This is a genomic window from Streptomyces sp. NPDC054883 (assembly GCF_053610645.1).
In genome coordinates this window covers 162,924-179,882 of record NZ_JBSGYT010000004.1, presented here as the reverse complement: position 1 = coordinate 179,882, position 16,959 = coordinate 162,924, and the positions used below count along the sequence as shown (strand labels likewise).

The 16,959-nt window shown below is 70.1% G+C and carries 17 protein-coding genes; 8 read left to right on the top strand and 9 right to left on the bottom strand.

Going from position 1 to position 16,959, the window contains the following annotated elements:
• Positions 1–69: 69 nt before the first annotated feature.
• Entirely contained in the window at positions 70–309 is a 240-nt protein-coding gene (locus tag ACWGH1_RS05485; RefSeq protein ID WP_453354208.1) for a hypothetical protein, read from the bottom strand.
• A gap of 480 nt (positions 310–789) precedes the next feature.
• Here ACWGH1_RS05485 and ACWGH1_RS05480 point away from each other — a divergent pair, with 480 nt between their 5' ends.
• The 3 genes from ACWGH1_RS05480 (at position 790) to dmpI (ending at position 4,384) form a co-directional block, all read left to right on the top strand.
• Positions 790–3,120, top strand: coding sequence for an Orn/Lys/Arg family decarboxylase (locus tag ACWGH1_RS05480; RefSeq protein ID WP_453354209.1), 2,331 nt, complete (start codon positions 790–792; stop codon positions 3,118–3,120).
• Positions 3,121–3,195: 75 nt separating this feature from the next.
• Positions 3,196–4,086 (top strand): LysR family transcriptional regulator, encoded by an 891-nt coding sequence (locus ACWGH1_RS05475; RefSeq protein WP_453354210.1) that lies wholly within the window; start codon positions 3,196–3,198, stop codon positions 4,084–4,086.
• A gap of 64 nt (positions 4,087–4,150) precedes the next feature.
• The gene (dmpI, locus tag ACWGH1_RS05470) at positions 4,151–4,384 is read left to right on the top strand and encodes a 4-oxalocrotonate tautomerase DmpI (RefSeq protein WP_453354211.1); all 234 of its coding nucleotides are present in this window, start codon (positions 4,151–4,153) and stop codon (positions 4,382–4,384) included.
• A gap of 232 nt (positions 4,385–4,616) precedes the next feature.
• Here dmpI and ACWGH1_RS05465 read toward each other — a convergent pair whose 3' ends face one another.
• From ACWGH1_RS05465 to ACWGH1_RS05455, 3 genes are all read right to left on the bottom strand, one after another.
• Positions 4,617–4,934 (bottom strand): transposase, encoded by a 318-nt coding sequence (locus ACWGH1_RS05465; protein WP_453354212.1) that lies wholly within the window; start codon positions 4,932–4,934, stop codon positions 4,617–4,619.
• Positions 4,935–5,501: 567 nt separating this feature from the next.
• Positions 5,502–5,675 carry a hypothetical protein gene (locus tag ACWGH1_RS05460; RefSeq protein ID WP_453354214.1) on the bottom strand — a complete coding sequence of 58 codons (174 nt, stop codon included), beginning with the start codon at positions 5,673–5,675 and terminating at the stop codon, positions 5,502–5,504.
• A gap of 329 nt (positions 5,676–6,004) precedes the next feature.
• A complete protein-coding gene (locus tag ACWGH1_RS05455; RefSeq protein WP_453354215.1) occupies positions 6,005–6,562 on the bottom strand; it encodes a quercetin 2,3-dioxygenase in 558 nt (185 codons plus the stop codon).
• 111 nt (positions 6,563–6,673) lie between these two features.
• On the opposite strand from ACWGH1_RS05455, the gene ACWGH1_RS05450 reads away from it, so the two are divergent.
• Entirely contained in the window at positions 6,674–7,147 is a 474-nt protein-coding gene (locus ACWGH1_RS05450; RefSeq protein WP_453408445.1) for a MarR family winged helix-turn-helix transcriptional regulator, read from the top strand.
• 652 nt (positions 7,148–7,799) lie between these two features.
• Here ACWGH1_RS05450 and ACWGH1_RS05445 read toward each other — a convergent pair.
• Positions 7,800–8,288, bottom strand: coding sequence for an SRPBCC family protein (locus ACWGH1_RS05445; RefSeq protein WP_453352687.1), 489 nt, complete (start codon positions 8,286–8,288; stop codon positions 7,800–7,802).
• A gap of 71 nt (positions 8,289–8,359) precedes the next feature.
• Between ACWGH1_RS05445 and ACWGH1_RS05440 the strand changes: the two genes are divergently transcribed.
• Positions 8,360–8,962: a TetR/AcrR family transcriptional regulator gene (locus ACWGH1_RS05440; RefSeq protein ID WP_453352686.1), complete on the top strand. Its 603-nt coding sequence runs from the start codon at positions 8,360–8,362 to the stop codon at positions 8,960–8,962.
• A 289-nt stretch (positions 8,963–9,251) separates the two neighbouring features.
• Here the strand turns inward: ACWGH1_RS05440 and lepB are convergent, their stop codons facing one another.
• Positions 9,252–9,926, bottom strand: coding sequence for a signal peptidase I (gene lepB, locus ACWGH1_RS05435; protein ID WP_453352685.1), 675 nt, complete (start codon positions 9,924–9,926; stop codon positions 9,252–9,254).
• Between the two features lie 386 nt (positions 9,927–10,312).
• On the opposite strand from lepB, the gene ACWGH1_RS05430 reads away from it, so the two are divergent.
• Positions 10,313–11,041 carry a VOC family protein gene (locus ACWGH1_RS05430; protein WP_453352684.1) on the top strand — a complete coding sequence of 243 codons (729 nt, stop codon included), beginning with the start codon at positions 10,313–10,315 and terminating at the stop codon, positions 11,039–11,041.
• A 459-nt stretch (positions 11,042–11,500) separates the two neighbouring features.
• Here the strand turns inward: ACWGH1_RS05430 and ACWGH1_RS05425 are convergent, their stop codons facing one another.
• A complete protein-coding gene (locus tag ACWGH1_RS05425) occupies positions 11,501–12,028 on the bottom strand; it encodes a winged helix-turn-helix transcriptional regulator (RefSeq protein ID WP_453408444.1) in 528 nt (175 codons plus the stop codon).
• A 101-nt stretch (positions 12,029–12,129) separates the two neighbouring features.
• Here ACWGH1_RS05425 and ACWGH1_RS05420 point away from each other — a divergent pair, with 101 nt between their 5' ends.
• Together ACWGH1_RS05420 and ACWGH1_RS05415 are read left to right on the top strand one after the other, a co-directional pair.
• Positions 12,130–13,527, top strand: coding sequence for an MFS transporter (locus ACWGH1_RS05420; RefSeq protein ID WP_453352682.1), 1,398 nt, complete (start codon positions 12,130–12,132; stop codon positions 13,525–13,527).
• 804 nt (positions 13,528–14,331) lie between these two features.
• Complete coding sequence (locus tag ACWGH1_RS05415; RefSeq protein ID WP_453352681.1) at positions 14,332–14,988, top strand: hypothetical protein; 657 nt, start codon at positions 14,332–14,334, stop codon at positions 14,986–14,988.
• 267 nt (positions 14,989–15,255) lie between these two features.
• On the opposite strand, the gene ACWGH1_RS05410 is transcribed toward ACWGH1_RS05415, so the two are convergent.
• Both ACWGH1_RS05410 and ACWGH1_RS05405 read right to left on the bottom strand, forming a co-directional pair.
• Positions 15,256–16,008 (bottom strand): hypothetical protein, encoded by a 753-nt coding sequence (locus ACWGH1_RS05410; protein WP_453352680.1) that lies wholly within the window; start codon positions 16,006–16,008, stop codon positions 15,256–15,258.
• A gap of 107 nt (positions 16,009–16,115) precedes the next feature.
• Positions 16,116–16,910 (bottom strand): TIGR04222 domain-containing membrane protein, encoded by a 795-nt coding sequence (locus ACWGH1_RS05405; protein WP_453352679.1) that lies wholly within the window; start codon positions 16,908–16,910, stop codon positions 16,116–16,118.
• Positions 16,911–16,959 lie beyond the last annotated feature (49 nt).

The window sequence follows — 16,959 nt, the reverse complement described above, 5'->3', positions numbered from 1 at the left end:
GTACGGGCACGCCAGGGGGAACGAACATGGCGGAGCCTGGTGTACGGCGTCGCGGGCGGCGGCCCTGATTCAGAGGCGATGCCCGTGGGCGGCGAGCCAGCGGTGGACGGCCGACTTGTCGGAGACGCTGATGCGGGTGGGTCCCGTCCGGGTCGGACCCTCCTCCTCGTTGAACGCCGTATCAGTGACACGAGCCGTCACCCAATCGGCCAGCTCGCGCGCGGCCTCGGCCGACAGACGCCGGTGCTGCCAGTCCTTCCCGGCTTCGTCGGCCGTGGGGGAACCATGCCCCCCGCCTCCCGCAGCCATACCGGCACGAGCCGCTCGACGACCTGTTCGTCCGACAGCACGGAGGAGTCCTCACCTGGTTCTCTCACCCTCGTAGGCTGACAGCTCAAGCCCTGACCACCGCTCTCACACTCCACCTGATCCCCCTGATGCCGCACCACGGCGTTGCGATGCGGGGGGGCTGTGCTTGAAGCCGGCGCCGGGTCGGGTTGGCTGCGGAGGTCAGGACGGAGAGGTGCCGCGTGCGGTCAGCCACATCGTGGCTGAGGTCCGGTTCACGTCCCGCGGCGTCCGCCCGCGCACGGCCCCCCGGCCCCGTCCGGTCGACGCGCCGGATGGTGTGACCGCCCGGCCGAGGCTCCGGCACGTACCCGCAGGCGTGCCGTCACGGGCTGCCGCCCCTCTTGAGGGTGAACGAAGGCCAGAACCGCACGGCGGCGGCGGACTGGTCGAAGACTGTTCGGCGAGCACTTCGGGCGACTGCGTACAGAGGCGGATGACATGACGGACGGTGTGGTCCTGCTGGCACTGCGGGAGAACCCGCTGGGCGGCGGCGCCGACGGTGAGCAGCTGCGACGGATCGGGAAGGAACTGGAGAATCGGGGTCTCACCGTGCGGTGGGCCCGCGATGCGCGGGAAGCCCGTGCCGTGATGCACACCGAGACGGGGCTTTCGGCGGCGCTGGTCGCCTGGGACCTCCAGACCCATACGGACGCCCCGGCCGCGGAGGGCGGCGGCGGCTCGGTGCTGCGGCACATCGAGCGGCGCTTCAAGAACCTGCCCGTGTTCCTCGTGATGTCGGACGAATCGGAGCACGATCTCGAACGGCTGCCCCTTTGGGTGTCGGAGGCGGTCATCGGTTACGTCTGGGCCCTGGAGGACACTCCCGCCTTCATCGCCGGGCGCGTCACCGCCGCGGCCCGCGGTTACCGCAGGGACGTGCTGCCGCCGTTCTTCAAGGCGCTGCGCAAGTTCGACGACGCGCACGAGTACTCCTGGCACACGCCCGCCCACGCGGGCGGCGTGGCGTTCTTGAAGTCCGCGGCCGGGCGGGCCTTCTTCGACTACTACGGCGAGCGGCTCTTCCGCAGCGACCTGTCGATCTCCGTCGGTGAGCTCGGTTCGCTCTTCGAACACAGTGGTCCCATCGGGGAGGCCGAGCGCAATGCGGCCCGGGTCTTCGGCGCGGACCGTACGTACTTCGTCCTGCACGGCGATTCCACCGCCGACCGCATGGTGGGCCACTACAGCGTGACCCGCGACGAGATCGCCGTGGTGGACCGCAACTGCCACAAGTCGGTGCTGCACGGGCTCGTCATCTCCGGCGCCCGGCCGGTGTACCTGGTTCCGACCCGCAACGGCTACGGCTTGGCCGGTCCGCTGCCACCGACCGAGATCAGCCCCTCGGCGGTACGAGCCCGCATCGCGGCGAACCCGCTGACCGAGCAGGCGGTTTCGCCCGAGGCGACGTACACCGTGCTGACCAACTCGACGTACGACGGCCTGTGCTACGACGCCGTGCAGGTCGCCCACGCCCTGGCCCCCAGCACACCCCGTCTGCACTTCGACGAAGCGTGGTTCGCCTACGCACGCTTCCACCCCCTCTACGCCGGCCGTTACGGGATGGCCGTGGGGCCCGACACCTTCGAGGGGCCGCTGCGCCCCACGGTCTTCGCCACGCAGTCGACGCACAAGCTGCTGGCGGCGCTCTCCCAGACGGCCATGGTGCACGTGAAGTCCGCGCCCCGCGCACCGGTCGCGCACGAGCGGTTCAACGAGGCGTTCATGATGCACGGCACGACCTCGCCGCTATATCCGGCGATCGCGTCGCTGGACGTGGCGACCGCCATGATGGACGGTCCGCAGGGCGAATGGCTGATCGAGGAGGCCATCACCGAGGCGGTCCGCTTCCGTCAGGCCGTCGTGCGCACCGGCCGCCGTATCGCCGCGGCGGGGGACCGGCCGGACTGGTTCTTCGGCATCTGGCAGCCCGAGACCGTCACCGATCCCGCCACGGGCGAACGCCTCGCGTTCGCCGACGCGCCACCCGCTCTGCTGACCCGCGAGCCCGGCTGCTGGCTGCTCGAGCCCGGCGCAGCCTGGCACGGGTTCTCCGACCTGAGCGAGGGCTACTGCCTGCTCGACCCGGTCAAGGTGACCCTCACCTGCCCCGGCGTCACCGCGACGGGCGAAACGGGTGAGTGGGGCATTCCCGCGCGGATCCTGACCGCCTACCTCGCCACCCGCGGGATCGTCGTGGAGAAGACCGACACCTACAGCACGCTCGTCCTGTTCTCCATGGGCATCACCAAGGGCAAGTGGGGAACCCTGATGGACGCGCTCATGGACTTCAAAGCCCTCTACGACAGCGACGTGCCGGTGCACCGCGTCCTGCCCGAGCTGAGCGCGCAGTTCCCGCGCCGCTACGCCAAGACCACCTTGCGCGCCCTGTGCCAAGAGATGCACGAACACCTCACCCGGGCCGATCTCATCAACGCCTTGGACAACGCCTTCCGGCAACTGCCGCACCCCGTCGCGCCACCACAGCACTGCTACCAGCAGCTCATCCGCGAAGGCACCCGGCGTGTGCGGCTCGCGGACGCCGCGGGCCTCATCGCGGCCGCGATGGTCACCGTCACGCCCCCCGGCATCCCGGTCCTCATGCCCGGCGAAGCCATCGGTACCCAGGAGGGGCCGCTCTTGCACTACCTGGGCGCCCTCGAGGCGTTCGACCGGCTCTTTCCCGGCTTCCACAGCGAAGCGCATGGCGTCACGATCGATCCGGAAACCGGCGACTACCTCATCGAATGCCTCCGGCCGAACGCGCGATAGAAGCAGACAGCGCCGGGGAAGTCGCCGCAGTTCGGCGACGGCGCATCGGCGGCGGCCGACGGATACAGTCGGGAGATGGAACTGCGGCAGCTGAGCTACTTCGTCACCGTCGCCGAGGAACTGCACTTCGGCCGCGCCGCCGACCGACTGCACATCGTCCAGTCAGCGGTCAGCCAGCAAGTGCAAAGACTGGAAAGGGCGTTGGGAGCCACTCTCTTCGACCGCTCGCCGCGCCACGTGCGGCTCACCGGCGCCGGAGAGCGGCTGCTGCCCGAGGCACGAGCCGTGCTCGCCGCCGCCGAACGCGCCAGGGCCGCCGTGCGCGAACAGACCAGCCTGCGCCTCGGCACCAGCACCGGCCTCGGTGAGCACCTGGACCGGGTGCTCGGACACCTGGCCGTTCAGGCCCCCGACACGGCGGTACAACTGGTTTCGGCCGCGTTCCGCGATCGCTTGGAGCAGGTGGCGGACGGCCGCCTTGACGCCGCCTTCGTGCGTTCCCTGGAGCCAGCCCCCGGGGTGCGAATCCTGCACCTGGGGAACGACCCCCTGGTAGCAGCCCTGCCGGCGGTCCATCCACTGGCCCGCGAGACGGAAGTGTCCATCACCGACCTGGCCGGCCTACAGCTTTGTCTGACGGCTCGCCGCAACAACCCGGCCTTGGTCGACCTGGTCGTCGGAGCCTGCCACTCGGCCGGCTTCGAGCCGGTGCCCGGTCCGGTCAGCGGATCGCTACAGGACATCCTCGCCACCATCGGTTCCGGCTCCATACCGATGTGGACCGTGGTGTACGCGGCTCACGCACGCGTACTGCTCAGCCCTCGAGTCGCCTTCCGCCCGTTCCTGGCTCCCGGCCTGGCCCTGCCCATCGGCCTCGCCGTCCGCCGCGACACCCCCTCGGCCGGTCTACAGGCGCTCCTGAAGACGCTCACAGCCCTCCCCGACAGCAGCGATCACGAACACTGATCATTGCGGTCGCAGTCTGCTCCTTGGTCGGACGGCACCGATCGGATGGACTGGGGTCACGCCGGTGAGCAACCCGGAAAGGCCGGGGAGCCGCCGCTGGAAGAGGAGTTCCGCCATGCCCATCGTCACCGTTCAGCAGGGTCCCCGCGACGTCCAGCTGAAGCGAGAGCTCGTCAAGCAGATCACGGACGCCTTCGTCGACGCGTACAAGATCCCGGCCGAGACGGTCCAGGTGTGGATTCACGAGGTCCCGACGGACAGCTGGGGCGCCGCCGGCACGCTCACCGCCGACAAGTAGCACACCGCCCGTACGGGGAAGATGCGGTGGGCATCGATGGGTGCCGTGACCATCGAGTCCACCGCACCCATGGCGGGAGTGCCGCCAGGCCCGGGGGCGTCCTCGGACCACCGACATGGCCTGAGGCGTCGGAGGCTCGTGCTCGCGGACGGGCCTTTCAATGGACCGGCGTCACGGTTCGCGCGCGCCGGAGCTCCGTCGGCGAGTTGTCGGGTACTCACACCTCCTGTTTTCAGGCATTCGCGCTGCGCAGCTTGGCGAGGAGGACCTCGTGCAGCCGGGGCCACGCACCGGCCTCAGTCCACTCGGCGAGACGCCGCCAGCAGGTCAGCCCGACCCGAAGCCGAGCTCCTGCGGCAGGTGTTCCCATGCGATCCCGGGTATTCCGGACGAACAGGATGCCCTGGAACACCAACCGGTCCGGCTGCCGCTTACGCCCGGGGCGCCGGGCTCGACGCTCGACCGTGGGCAGCAGGGGCTCGATCACTGTCCACAGCTCGTCGTCAACTTCCCATGACTTCGGCCGAGCCACCCAGCGCCCCCGGATCATCAGTCCCGGAGTGATCCAGCTTGGTCAAGTCCCTGGTCGCGGTGTGCGTTCTGCTGGCGCGCCCGGTGCTGGAATACGCCGGCTCCCTCGCGGCGGATTCCTTCTGGCCGGCCGTGCTGTCGTGGATGGCATTCGCGCTCGGGCTGCTCGTACTGCGGTGGCCCACGGCGACGGAAGGATCCGGATCGGACGGGCACCGGCCAGTGTCCCGGGTCGGAGATTCGTCGGCAGTATGCGGCGACTCCGTGGAGGATCTCGTCGGCGGTCATTGTCCAGACGAACGGCCGTGCATGGTCGTTCCCGTCGGCGAGCCAGGCCCGGATGTCGCGTTCGAGTGCCTGAACTGAGCGGTGGGCGCCGCCGCGCTCGTCGCACAGGCCGTCCACTGGCGTTCGAGAAAGCGTCGGGCGCCGGACGTGGATGGTGTACGTGGTGATGCCCAGCCGCCGGGCGACTTCCGCGATCGCGGGGCCGTCCACACTCCTCAGGACGATCCGCGACCGCAAGGCCAACGACTTGGCACTCGAACGACGACGCACCCACGACTGCAACATCGCCCGCTCGGCATCAGACAACACCACCGGCGAGATCTTCGGTCCAGGACGACACCAGACCGAGGCCCTCGTGGGCCAGACCGCACAGCGTCGCACCGAAACCATCGGCGGAATACCCGTACGCCACGTCGTACGCGTGGGCGACGCCCTGCGGGAGCTGAGGAGATTCCGCCCGCTCCCACGGCATGTCGCCCTACTGCGGCCGCGAGACCTCGCGCGGGTCGTATGCGGATTCGGTCCAGGCGTAGCGGGAGGGGCAGAACCAGCGAGTTCCTTCACCCTTGCTTCCGACCCCATCAACGGTTCGCCCACCGGCCTCCGGCGCATCTCATGGCCGCAGACATCACAGGTCATACCGCATTGTGTCTGACCGTTGGCAGTTGCAGTCAGCTGTCGTCGCATACGGTGCCCGGGGGCACGGGTCCGGCAAGATCTGAAAGAGACGGCCTGGCCGGGCCGGCCCCCGTCAGCCACAGGTGCAGCTCCAGCTCCGGCGGGCAGGCACGTTGCGCCCGCTCATCCGGTCCTCCACTGGTGGTCGGGAAGGAAGCGCACGTCGTACTGCTGGGGGACGGTGGCGAACTTCTCCGCTTCCGGAATGAGGGCTTCGCGAGGGAGCCCCAGTTGTTCGGCGGGGGCGCCAAGGTTCTCGAAGAACCGCTCGAAGGTGCCCCCCGGGCCGGCCGCGACACCGACCACCTGGCTGTGGTGGCGCTCCATGCGGTAGGCGTGCGGGCAATTCTTGGGGACGAAGCCGAAATCGCCGGGGGTGAGGAGCTTCTCCTGCTGGTTGCCGTCGGTGTCCTCGACGAACAGGCGGACGGCGCCGGCGGTGATGTAGAAGACCTCGTAGGTGTCGGGGTGCAGGTGGGCCGGGATGAGGTTGCCCCTGGGGCCTTCGACGGTGAAGAAATTGAAAGCGTTCTCGGTTTGTTCGCCGCCCGCGTAAATGGTGATCAGGTCGCCGAACAGGTGGGCACGGTCTCCCTCGCCCTTTTCGATGAAGTAGGGCTTGCCCGGCTCGGCGGGGATGTGCGAGGCCCGCCGATAGGCGGTGGTGTACTCGATCGTCATGGTCTCTCCGGGTCCGGAATCGAATGTCAGGTAGCCTGACATATCGAGTTGCGGGAACGCAAACCACCGGCCGTAGGCTCAGACCGACCCGCCATCCGCCGTGAGGAACACATGCACGCCACCGGCCGCAGCCTGCTCCAGCTACTCACCGACGCCCGCCGCTGGTTCGAAGACGCCTTGCTGGCAACGCTGGAAGAAGCCGGCGCCACGCCGGTCTCCCCGGCCCAGGCCCAGCTCTTCGCCGTGCTCGACGAGCACGGCACCACGGTCTCCGAACTGGCCCGGCGGATGGGGGTCACCCGGCAGACCGCACACCAGGCCGTACACGGCCTGGTGGCGGCCGGACTGCTGGAGCAACTGCCCCATCCCGCCTCCGGCCGGCAGCGACTCATCCGGCGCACCACCCAGGGAGAACACACCCATCACCAGGCCGAACGCATCCTCCAGCGACTGGAAGAACAGCTCGCCTCACGGATCGGAGGCCAGGCAGCCGACGCGCTGCGGACCGTTCTGGAGACACCCTGGGGCCCACCGCCCACCCTCCCTTCCACTGGCCGGGCCCGGCAGTCGCCACACCAGCGGTAACAAGGAAGGGCATCCACAACCGAGACCCGCGCTTCGGCGGTCGCCCGCTGTTCCCCGCCGGCCGCAGAGGCTCCCCCTCGCGGAAGGTCGGGTCTCGGGTTCTCGTGGTTGTGGTCTTCGCCAGATGGCGAGTAGGACTGCGTACCGTTCCGGGCTGCCGCCGCGACGGCCCGTCGGTGGACCGAGGGGGTAGGCGGGCCCGAAGTGACAGAACCGGGTTCTAACCGCCGGGCGCCGCCCCGCGCGCCTGCATCCAAGGCGGCGCCGGGCGTCAGGCCGTCGCCGCAGGCGCCCCGTACTCCAGATGGCGGCACGTCTCGCGGCAGTAGGACGCCGATTCTCGGGCCGCGAGTGCGTGTCGAGCCACTGCCCGTTGCCGCACCGGTCCGCCGGCTTGAGCGGCCCCACGAGCGACTGAACGTCAGAGACATGCCTTCCGCTGGTGCGGAGAGCACTGGACCAGTTCAGCGAGGAGCCTGCGGCTTGACGGGACTCCGCCGGATACGCCGCCTCGGTTCTGGTCCTCAGGCTCTTCGTCCGTTACCAGGCGACCGGCCTCCCGGTTCAGATGTCGGAGACCGGCCGGGAATCTTGACCCCGTCGGGCGTTCGTCACGCGGCCCGAGTGTTGGAGCAGGGCTGCGCCGGCTGGTCTAGGCCGAGGTCGGCGGGAAGAACCGGCGCAGCAGGCGGACCCAGGGGGACCAGCGGGCGGGCCGGACGACGCGGCCCGTGGTCTCGCGCTCGATGTTGTCGAACAGGTCGGCGAGCAGGGCCTCGTGGAGCCAGCGGATCGCGAGTGGCCAAAGCAGGCGCATTCCCCCGGTCAGACGTCCGGATGCCGTATGGACGACCTGGCAGCTTGCGGGCCCGTCGGGGACGACGGTGAATTCGTGGCGGCCCTCCAGGCCCAGCCCGGGGCCGAAGGTGAAGCCGACCCGGCTGCCGGGCTCGTACGCGCTGACCTCGTAGCGGATCCTGCCGTGTCCGCCGGCCGAGCCGATGGTCAGGCCGGCATCGAGTCGCAACGGGGACCAGGCGGGCGTCGGCCACAAGCGGTCCTGCGGAGTGCTCAGGCGGTCGAGTAGCGGCCCGACTTCGGATGCGGGTGCCCCGATGGTGCGGCGCTGGATGTTGCGCATGCTGTGCCTCCTCCGGTTCCGTCGCACTCCATACGGGTGCGTATGGAACGACCGTACGCTACCGTATGGGGATGGGACAAGATCGTCGGCGGTTGTCCGCGAACGACTGGACGGAAGCCGCGCTGACGGCTCTCGGTGAAGGCGGACTCGCCGCCGTTGCGGTGGAGCCGCTCGCGGCCCGGCTCGGCGCCACCAAGGGCAGCTTCTACTGGCACTTCGCGAATCGAGAGGCGCTCATCGAGGCAGCTCTCTCCCTGTGGGAACAGCGCTTCACCGAAGCGACCATTTCCGCCGTGGCCGCCGAACCCGACCCGGCGTCCCGACTGCGGATGCTCTTCGCCCGTGTGAGCAGGGACGCGGAACACAGCCCCGTGGCCGTCAGCGTGCTCGCTGCGGCCGGTCACGAACTCGTCGCGCCCGTCGTGCGGCGCGTGATGGAACGGCGCATGGCCTACGTCGTGAGCCTCTTCGAGCAGGTCGGATTCTCACCGGAGGTGGCGCTCCAACGGGCCGTTCTGGGGCTTTCGGCCTATGTCGGACACAACCAGTTGGCCGTGCGGCTGCCCGGCCTGCTGCCCCTCGGCACGGAGGACCGGCTGGCCGGCTACATCGACGCGACGGTCGCATTGCTGCTCCACGACGCACCCGGCCCTACCGCGCCCGCGACACCGTAAAAGCCGCAGCCGCCGACCACCTGGCGGCCGAGGGTGGCCCTGGATGACGTCAGGCCCGGGGTGACCGTCCGCGACGAGCACATCGGCCGGTGGCCGGCCACCCGGCGCCGCGGTCGGCAGCAGCAGCCAGGCAGCAGGCCCGGCCCGCCACGTCGGGCGTCAGGCTCGCGCCGCAAGCCCGACGACTCTCTACGACGATCCCGAGGCGGACTTCAGCCCGTCCGGCTTTGTGGACCGGGCGAGGCCCCGCGAGCATCAGCCCGCGAGGGCTTCCCGGTTCCGTCGTCGGCTAGATCTGGTCGACGTGCACGGCACCCCAGGCCGGCACTGCCGGCACGGGCTTGCGGCGCCGTACCACCAACGCCGCGATGCCGAGCCCGATGCCCACGGGCAGGAGGCACGCCCCGGCGATCATCGCCAGACCGAGGCCCACGGACAGCGGGCCTTCCTGGTCCTCTTCGATCCCCGTCACGGCCGACACCGACAGCGTGCCTTCGCCGCTGCCCAGGTGGAAGCGGGAGTCGGCGGAATTGCCGCGATTGTCACCCAGGATGAAGACCCGTCCCTGCGGCACCGCGACATCGAAGGACACCCCACCGTCCCCGGGGCGGTCGTTCACGTAGGGCTCTTCGAGCGGCTGCCCGTTGAGGGTCAGCGATGCCTCCCCCATCGAGTAGGAGATGCGATCGCCACCCACCGCGACCACCCGTCCGAGGAACGGACCCTGCAGCCCCCAGCTGCTGGGGTCGTAGGTCACCACGTCACCACGTCGGACCTCGGACGGGCCCTTGCGCAGGACGACGAGGTCCCCACGGATGATCGTGGGCCGCATGTTGTCGCTGAACTGATGCGACGCGGTGAACCGGCTCAGCATGAACGCCATCGGGCCGCCGATCAGTGCGACGCCCGAAACGAGCAGGACGATCGCCCAAATACCCCTTTTTCGCCCGGCCTTGCTTTGCATGGATCCGTAACTCCTCCCAGCAGCCGCCAATGGCCAGAAGACTACGATCTGGCCGAAACCACGCCGTGACCGGGTCCGGGTCCTGGGATTACGGGGCCTCGCTCAGCGCTCCCAGGGTCGCCCGGTCATCCGGGGCATGCGCAGGTCGACGGGCGGCGGATGCCGGTAGCAGTTCGGGAGGTACGGCCGGTTCGCGCTGGACGTGAAGGGCGGCCCAGGCGGCGCCGTGGACGACGGGCCGTTCCATACGACGTCACATTGCGAGGACTGCGCTTCCCCAGCGCCGGAAAACCCGGATGCGGGTTCCGTACGGCCACCCCTAAGCTGCGCCCCGCGGGAAGGGCGAGGCGCCGTATCGGCCGTCAGTGGATCGGAGACGCACGGGTATGACCAGTCAACTGTTCGCGATCTGCTTCAATGCGACCCGGCCATCGGACCTGGCACGGTTCTGGGCCGGTCTCCTCGGATGGAAGTTGGTCGACGGTCCGGGCGACGAGGTAGCGATCCAGCCCCGCGACACCGCTGCATTCCGCATCCGTTTCGTGCCCGGCCAGGAGCCGAAGATCGGTCAGAACCGGGCGCACTTCGACCTGACGAGCACCTCCCCGGAGGATCAGCAGCAGACGGTGGCCAGGGCGCTGGAACTCGGCGGGAAGCACATCGACGTGGGCCAACTCCCGGAAGAGGGGCATGTCGTGCTCGCCGACCCGGACGGGAATGAGTTCTGCGTGATCGCGGCGGGCAACAAGTTCCTCGCCGACACCGGGTTCATCGGAGCCCTGGCCTGCGACGGCACGCAGGAGGTCGGTTACTTCTGGAGCAAGGCGCTGCGCTGGCCGCTGGTCTGGGACCAGGGCCAGGAGACGGCGATCCAATCGCCGAACGGCGGTACGAAGATCACGTGGGGTGGTCCTCCGGTGGCGCCGAAGACGGGCACGAACAGGCTCTACTTCGAGCTGGCGCCCCCCGCCGCCGGCGACTGGGAGGCGGAGATCGACCGCCTGGTCTCGCTCGGCGCGAGGCGCACCGACGCCGGCGGGGGCGAGAGCGACTGCGTCCGCGTGCTGATGCTCGACCCCGACGGCAACGAGTTTTCGGTACGGAGGCCCCGGTAGCGGGGCCGTTCACCCGTTACGTGGTGCTCCTGCATCCACGCAAAACGCTCGGCTGGGCAACCCCAGCCGAGCGCCTGCATGAACTGCTCAATGTCTGATCAACACGACGACGTGTTGCGACGACTCCTGGAACCCGCCCATCAAGGTCCGGGCGTTTTACGTCTCGTCCGGTCGGACCCCGGGGCGTTGAGGTCGAAGTCGCGGACGCGGGTGGCCTTCTCGCGCAGGGCAGCGGCGTCTTCGAGCGACATGCCCGGCAGTGCGCGCATACCACCGGTGACGGCCGCGCGGTCGCGTGATCAGTTCACCGCCGCCACCCGGCGGCGGTAAACGGCTGTGCCCGCGCTTCCGTGATGGCTACGGCTTGGTGCGGTACGGCCTGTGCTGTTGGAAAGAGGGGCCGCGCTGCCTGTCCGGCCAACCGAGGCGTTACCCCGTCACTCCTGATCGCTGCTGAGTTCAGGAACCTTCGATCGGACCCGCTCGATCCCATCCAGGCGCCCGCACGTCGATCGTGAGACCTCCCGGCCCGACCTCCTCGCCGCAGGTCCGGCACGTCGACGTGAGATCGAGGTCGTGCTCGGCGTCGTGCTCGGATCCGGGCCCGCCGCGATGCCGGAAGGCGACCGGCGGAGTTTCCACCGCCCAGCGATCGCCCCAGGTCAGCAGCGCGCGCATCACCGGTGCGAGATCGCGGCCGGCCTCCGTGAGGTGGTATTCGAAGCGCGGTGGGCGCTCTCTGTAGGCGCGGCGCTCGACCACGCCCGCCTCTTCCAGTGCGCGCAGTCTGGCGGCGAGGCGGTCACGGGGGGCGCCGGTGTTGCGGACGATCTGGTCGAAGCGCTGGTTGCCGTAGAAGATCTCGCGGATCGCCAGGAGCGCCCAGCGCTCGCCGACGAGTTGTAGGGCGGCGGCCACGGAACACGGCCGACCGGGCACTTCGGGGTGCGGAACCGGGTTCTCGCCCTGCTTCGGATTCGAGGTCACGCCTCCATTCTCCCCCCAGTCCGTTGTGTTTTCAAACCCACACGGCTAGCCTCCGGTCCATGACAGTTGGAATTCCAAACCCACCAAGGGCCTCCCGAGCCGTGTTCGCGACGGTCGCGGCTGCGGTCTTCATGTCGAACCTCGACCTCTTCATCGTCAACGCAGCCCTCCCGGCGATCGGCCGCTCGTTCGGCGGCAGCGGCCTCGGCTCCCTCTCCTGGGTCCTCAACGGCTACGCGATCGTCTTCGCGGCGCTCCTCGTAGTCGCCGGCCGCGTCGCCGACCGCTCCGGCCACAAGCCGGTCTTCCTGACCGGATTGGCGGTGTTCACCCTCGCCTCGGTCGGCTGCGCACTCGCTCCCGACGTCGGGGCGCTGGTAGCGGCACGACTCGTGCAGGCCGCCGGCGCTGCGCTGCTGATGCCGACGTCGCTCGCGCTGCTGCTCGACACGACAGCGCCCGAGAAGCGCGCCGGGGCGGTGCGGGCCTGGGCGTCGATCGGCGGGATCGCCGCCGGACTCGGGCCGGTGGCCGGCGGGCTGCTGGTCGAGGCCGGATGGCGCTGGGTGTTCATCGTCAACGTGCCGGTGGGGATCGCGGCGTTCGTCCTCGGTGTCAAGGTGCTGCCGTCGCCCGGACGCGCTGGGGCCAAGAGGAGTCCGCTGCCCGACTTGTTCGGCGCCGCCCTTCTCACCGGATCGATCGCAACGCTCGCGCTCGGCCTGGTCCAGGCTCCTGACTGGGGCTGGACGAGCACGGGCACCCTCGGTGGCCTGGCTGCCGCTGTGCTGCTCGGCGTCTGGTTCGTCCTGCGCTCGGCCCGCCACCCGGTGCCGATCGTCGAGCTGCCGCTGCTCCGGGTTCCGGCATTCGCATCCGCCGCGGCGGCCCTGACGCTGTTCACCGTCGCGTTCGCCGGAATGCTGCTCGGCGCGGTGCTGTGGTGCCAGGGCGTGTGGGGCTACTCGGCTCTGCGCACCGGCTTCGCCATCGCCCCGGGACCACTGCTGGTGCCGCCGGTCGCGTTGCGGATCGGGCCCGCCGTCGCCAGGTTCGGTGCGGGCCGCATCGCGCTGGCAGGATCCGTCCTGTTCGCGGCCGGCATCCTGTGGTGGGCCGCGACTCTCGACACCGGCTCGGCCTACGCGGCCTCGCTCCTGCCCGGCATGATGCTGACCGGCCTCGGTGTCGGCATGACGCTCCCGGTCCTGACCGGGGCATCGGCGGCCGCCCTGCCGCCGGCCCGCTTCGCCACCGGCTCGGCCATCACCTCGATGGGCCGCCAGATCGGCGCGGTCCTCGGCGTCGCCATGCTGGTCGGCATCCTCGGAACCCCGGCCCCCGGACACGCTGTCGCCGCGTTCCAGCACGCCTGGTACGCGGTCGCCGTGGCGTCCCTGCTCGCCGCGTGCGCGACGGTCCCGCTCATCCGCAAGCCGCGACCGGCCGCCGACAACACGGCCGACGTGGTAGCGGCCGCGGAGGTCGGCGCCGCCTGAGAAGCGAGTCCCGTCCGTCGATGGACGGGACTCGCACTCGCCCGAAGGGCCGCCAAAGCCGGGGCTCTCCGAGCACGGCACCCGCGACCAGGTAGTCAGAGGAGTGAGCGCACCTGGGGTGAGCCGGAGACCACCGAGGTCAGATGCCGAAAGGAACGGTCCGGCATGCTCTCAGTGGCAGCCCGAAGCCGATGGCGCCGCGCACCAGATGGTGCGGGACGGACGTGCTGGCGTAGTCCCCGGTTTTCCTGTTGTTCATGGTCGCGGCGCAGCTGATCAGGCGGCTGTTGTCCGGGGGGAGACGCTGAGGTCGCCATAGGCCGACAGGGTGTGCGGACATGTACAGGCCCGCGATGATCTCGGCCGCCCGGCCATCCCCAGGTCGGTGCACGCGGTGCCACATCGATCCCGGGTCGCCTTCGCATGCAACCGGAGTGGCAGTCCGAGACATGTCTGCCGTACGGCCAGAGTCGCATCCAGGCACCTCGCCTGTGACAACCGAAGTCGCGGTCGAGCACGCACGCCAGGTGTACGGCCGCTTTGCGACTGCGGAATACCCGCGCCCTGGCCGGCGCCGTACAGACCGCTGCCTTGCTGGGAGCCATGTCGGACCTGATGCCGTGCGGGTCGGACCCGGGTCGATCGGCCTTCGCTCCGGTGCCGGCCTTCGGGCGGGGCGGGGGGCCAGGCGGGTGCCACGTAGTGGTGGGCCCGATCGGACGAGTCGGTAGGCGCCGTCAAGGCGCACGGCCCCGCTTGTAGATTCACGGGATGAGGGATCAACATGCTGCAGGTTTGCGTTGGTTGGGTGAGCGCGCTTACGAGGATCCGGCGGGACGGCTGCCGGGGATGGGCGCGGGCGTCTCGCTGACGGCCGTTCGCGGCGTGGATGCCGAGGAGTTCCTGATCCGTCTCGGCGCGGATCCCGGGCAGCTGGAGTGCGGGGACCTGTACAGCGAGCGCTTCGGCCTGGCCTTTCCCGACGGATTGGACATGGGGAACGTCAGCAGCGCGATGTACGGGGTGTGCGGGGACTGGGTGTACGTCCTGGAGGACGCGTGGGCCGCCACGTGGGCTCGTGGGTACAGGGAGGTGCCTGAGATGGACCCCCTGGTGGGCGAGGAGGTCGTCTGTCTCTCGCTGAATCGTGGCGTCGGGCCCTGCGTGATTCTGCACGCGCCGGGGGACGACGGGCGGACATGGCAGGCCGAGTTCGGAGAGGCGACAGGCCGGAACTCGGAGCTGGACGCTGCGCTGCGTGTTGCCGGCGCTGTGTTCCCGTCCGAGTACGACGGGGTGTCCGGCAAGGGGGCGGTGTCGCGGTACTACGAGGAGTACGCGGGCGAGATCCCGGCGCGTGTGTTCGACGGTGTGGGGCGGTACTGCGGCATCACGATCGATCGGGCCTCGGTGGAGACCGGGGCGCTTCCCCTGGTCCTTCTGCCGTCCCCGCTGGGCTGACTCGCCGACGGGCGAGGGTGCCTCTCCTGGGCTGCCCTCGCCGGCTTCCAACGGGTCGCCGCCGTTGTGCGGCCAGCGCGCAGACGCGGTCGACGGGGCGTCCCGAACGTGTCGGTGGCCCCGCATCACCCGCTCGTGCGGATGACGGGCCAATGGCGTCCCCGTCATGGTGCACAACTGCTATGTGAAGCCGGAGAAATGGCCGCCCATCGCGCCCTGGTTGCGAACGCGGGAGTTGGAGGAACCTCCACCCGCCCCTGCCGCCGCTCAGCGGCGATCGGCGCCGAAGGCTTCGCTCTCGCGCACCACTGCCAATGCGAAGGCCAGGCGCTTGTCCAGCCGGCCATCGCGCTTGACGAAGTACCAGCGCTTGTCGTCCGTGGTGCGGGGGAAGGTCAGTACCGCTTCCCCGTACTGGCCGACCGCGCCCTCCTCCTGCCCGTCCTCCGCGCCCACCGCCCAGACCACGGGTTTGAGGGGTGAACCGGAGTCTGTGCCTTCGTCGGACCCGAAGGACAGCAGGGAGTCCACGACCCCGTCGAGGACATGACCCACCCCGCGCCCGAGGGCCGCCCCGGGGCCGCCCCTCGCCCAGTTGCGGGGGGCCACGATGGCCGGATGCCCGGGCTGTTCCAGCCACAGGCCGTGCTGAGTGAGCCGCTTCGTGACCGGAGTGCGGCGGACCGAGCCGATCTCCCGGCCGACGGCGTTCCTCACCCGGTAGCGGTCGGAGCCTTCCGGAAGCACCGTGCACACCAACATTCGGCCGTCCTCGTCCTCGAAGAGGCGGAAGCCGCCCTTCGAGACCGGCCCGGCCGGTTCCACGGGGACGACGTGGAGGGCGGGGACCATGTACTCGATGCCCGCGCGCATCGTCATGAACCGGACCGCGTGCGCGCCCTCGCCCCGCTTCGACTTACGGAACGTGCGTCGCATCATCCTGCCCACCGTGAACTGGGTGATCTCGTCCCAGTGCACCGCCTCAAAGGACTCGTCCCGCCGGTTCCTTACGAATGCCATCAACCCTCACCCTTCCGGTCTCCCGGAGTCGTTCCCGGCGGCACGAGGATACGAGAGAGCCTGAGGGCCGCGAGCGGGTGATGACTGCCGCCCGCCGCACGCCCGAATCAGCCCCCGCACCCCCCGCCGCCGCCCGGCGAATCGTGCCAGCCGCCGCGTCCGCTGCGCTCCATGGGCTCCCACGGGGGGCGGGTCAGCAGTCCGCTTTCCTCGGTGAACCGGGGAAGCTGCGCGCGCAGCGCCGGGGCGCCGAACAGGGCCACGCTCAGCAACAACGCGCCCGGATCATGCCGCTCCGCGGCCCGAGGAACCCCCGCAAGGCCTTGGCGCAGCCGGAGCAGCTGGGCGCCGCGCGGGGTGAGCCGAGGGCGCGTCCACAATACGAGCGCGGCGATGTCGGCGAGGAGCGTGGCCCACAGCCACACCGTCTCCCCGCCACCTGCGACGGCCCAGACCGGTGCTGCGGCGAACACCGGGAGCAGCAGGGCCCGTGCGGCCCAGCGTCGCTTGACGGACACCAGCAGCCCCGCACGCTCCAACCCCCGGGCGGTCTCCCGGATAGCCGCCCGTACCGGGGCTTCGTTTTGCAACCGGCGGGGATGTGTTTTCCGGTAGAGCACGTCGTACTGGGCACGAGCCACCGGAGAGCAGCCGCGCGGCGGCCGCCGGTGCTCAACCGTCCGCACCGTCTGTCGGAACCCGGCGTCCACGGCTCCGGCCAGGTACAGCTCGACGAGCCCGGTTTGCGCCGCCCCCCGCGCTCCCCCACGCAACAGCCCCATCTCCACCGCCGACGATGCCCCGCGCGACGACCCGGCCCCGCCGCCACCGAACCGCACCACCGACGCCAGCAGCACCAGGCACCACGCCACACCCGTCGGCACCCCACCCGTGAAACCCACAGAGACCACCCCCCGGTTCAGCCTTCCCCGGTTGTCCGCCGCCCCAAGC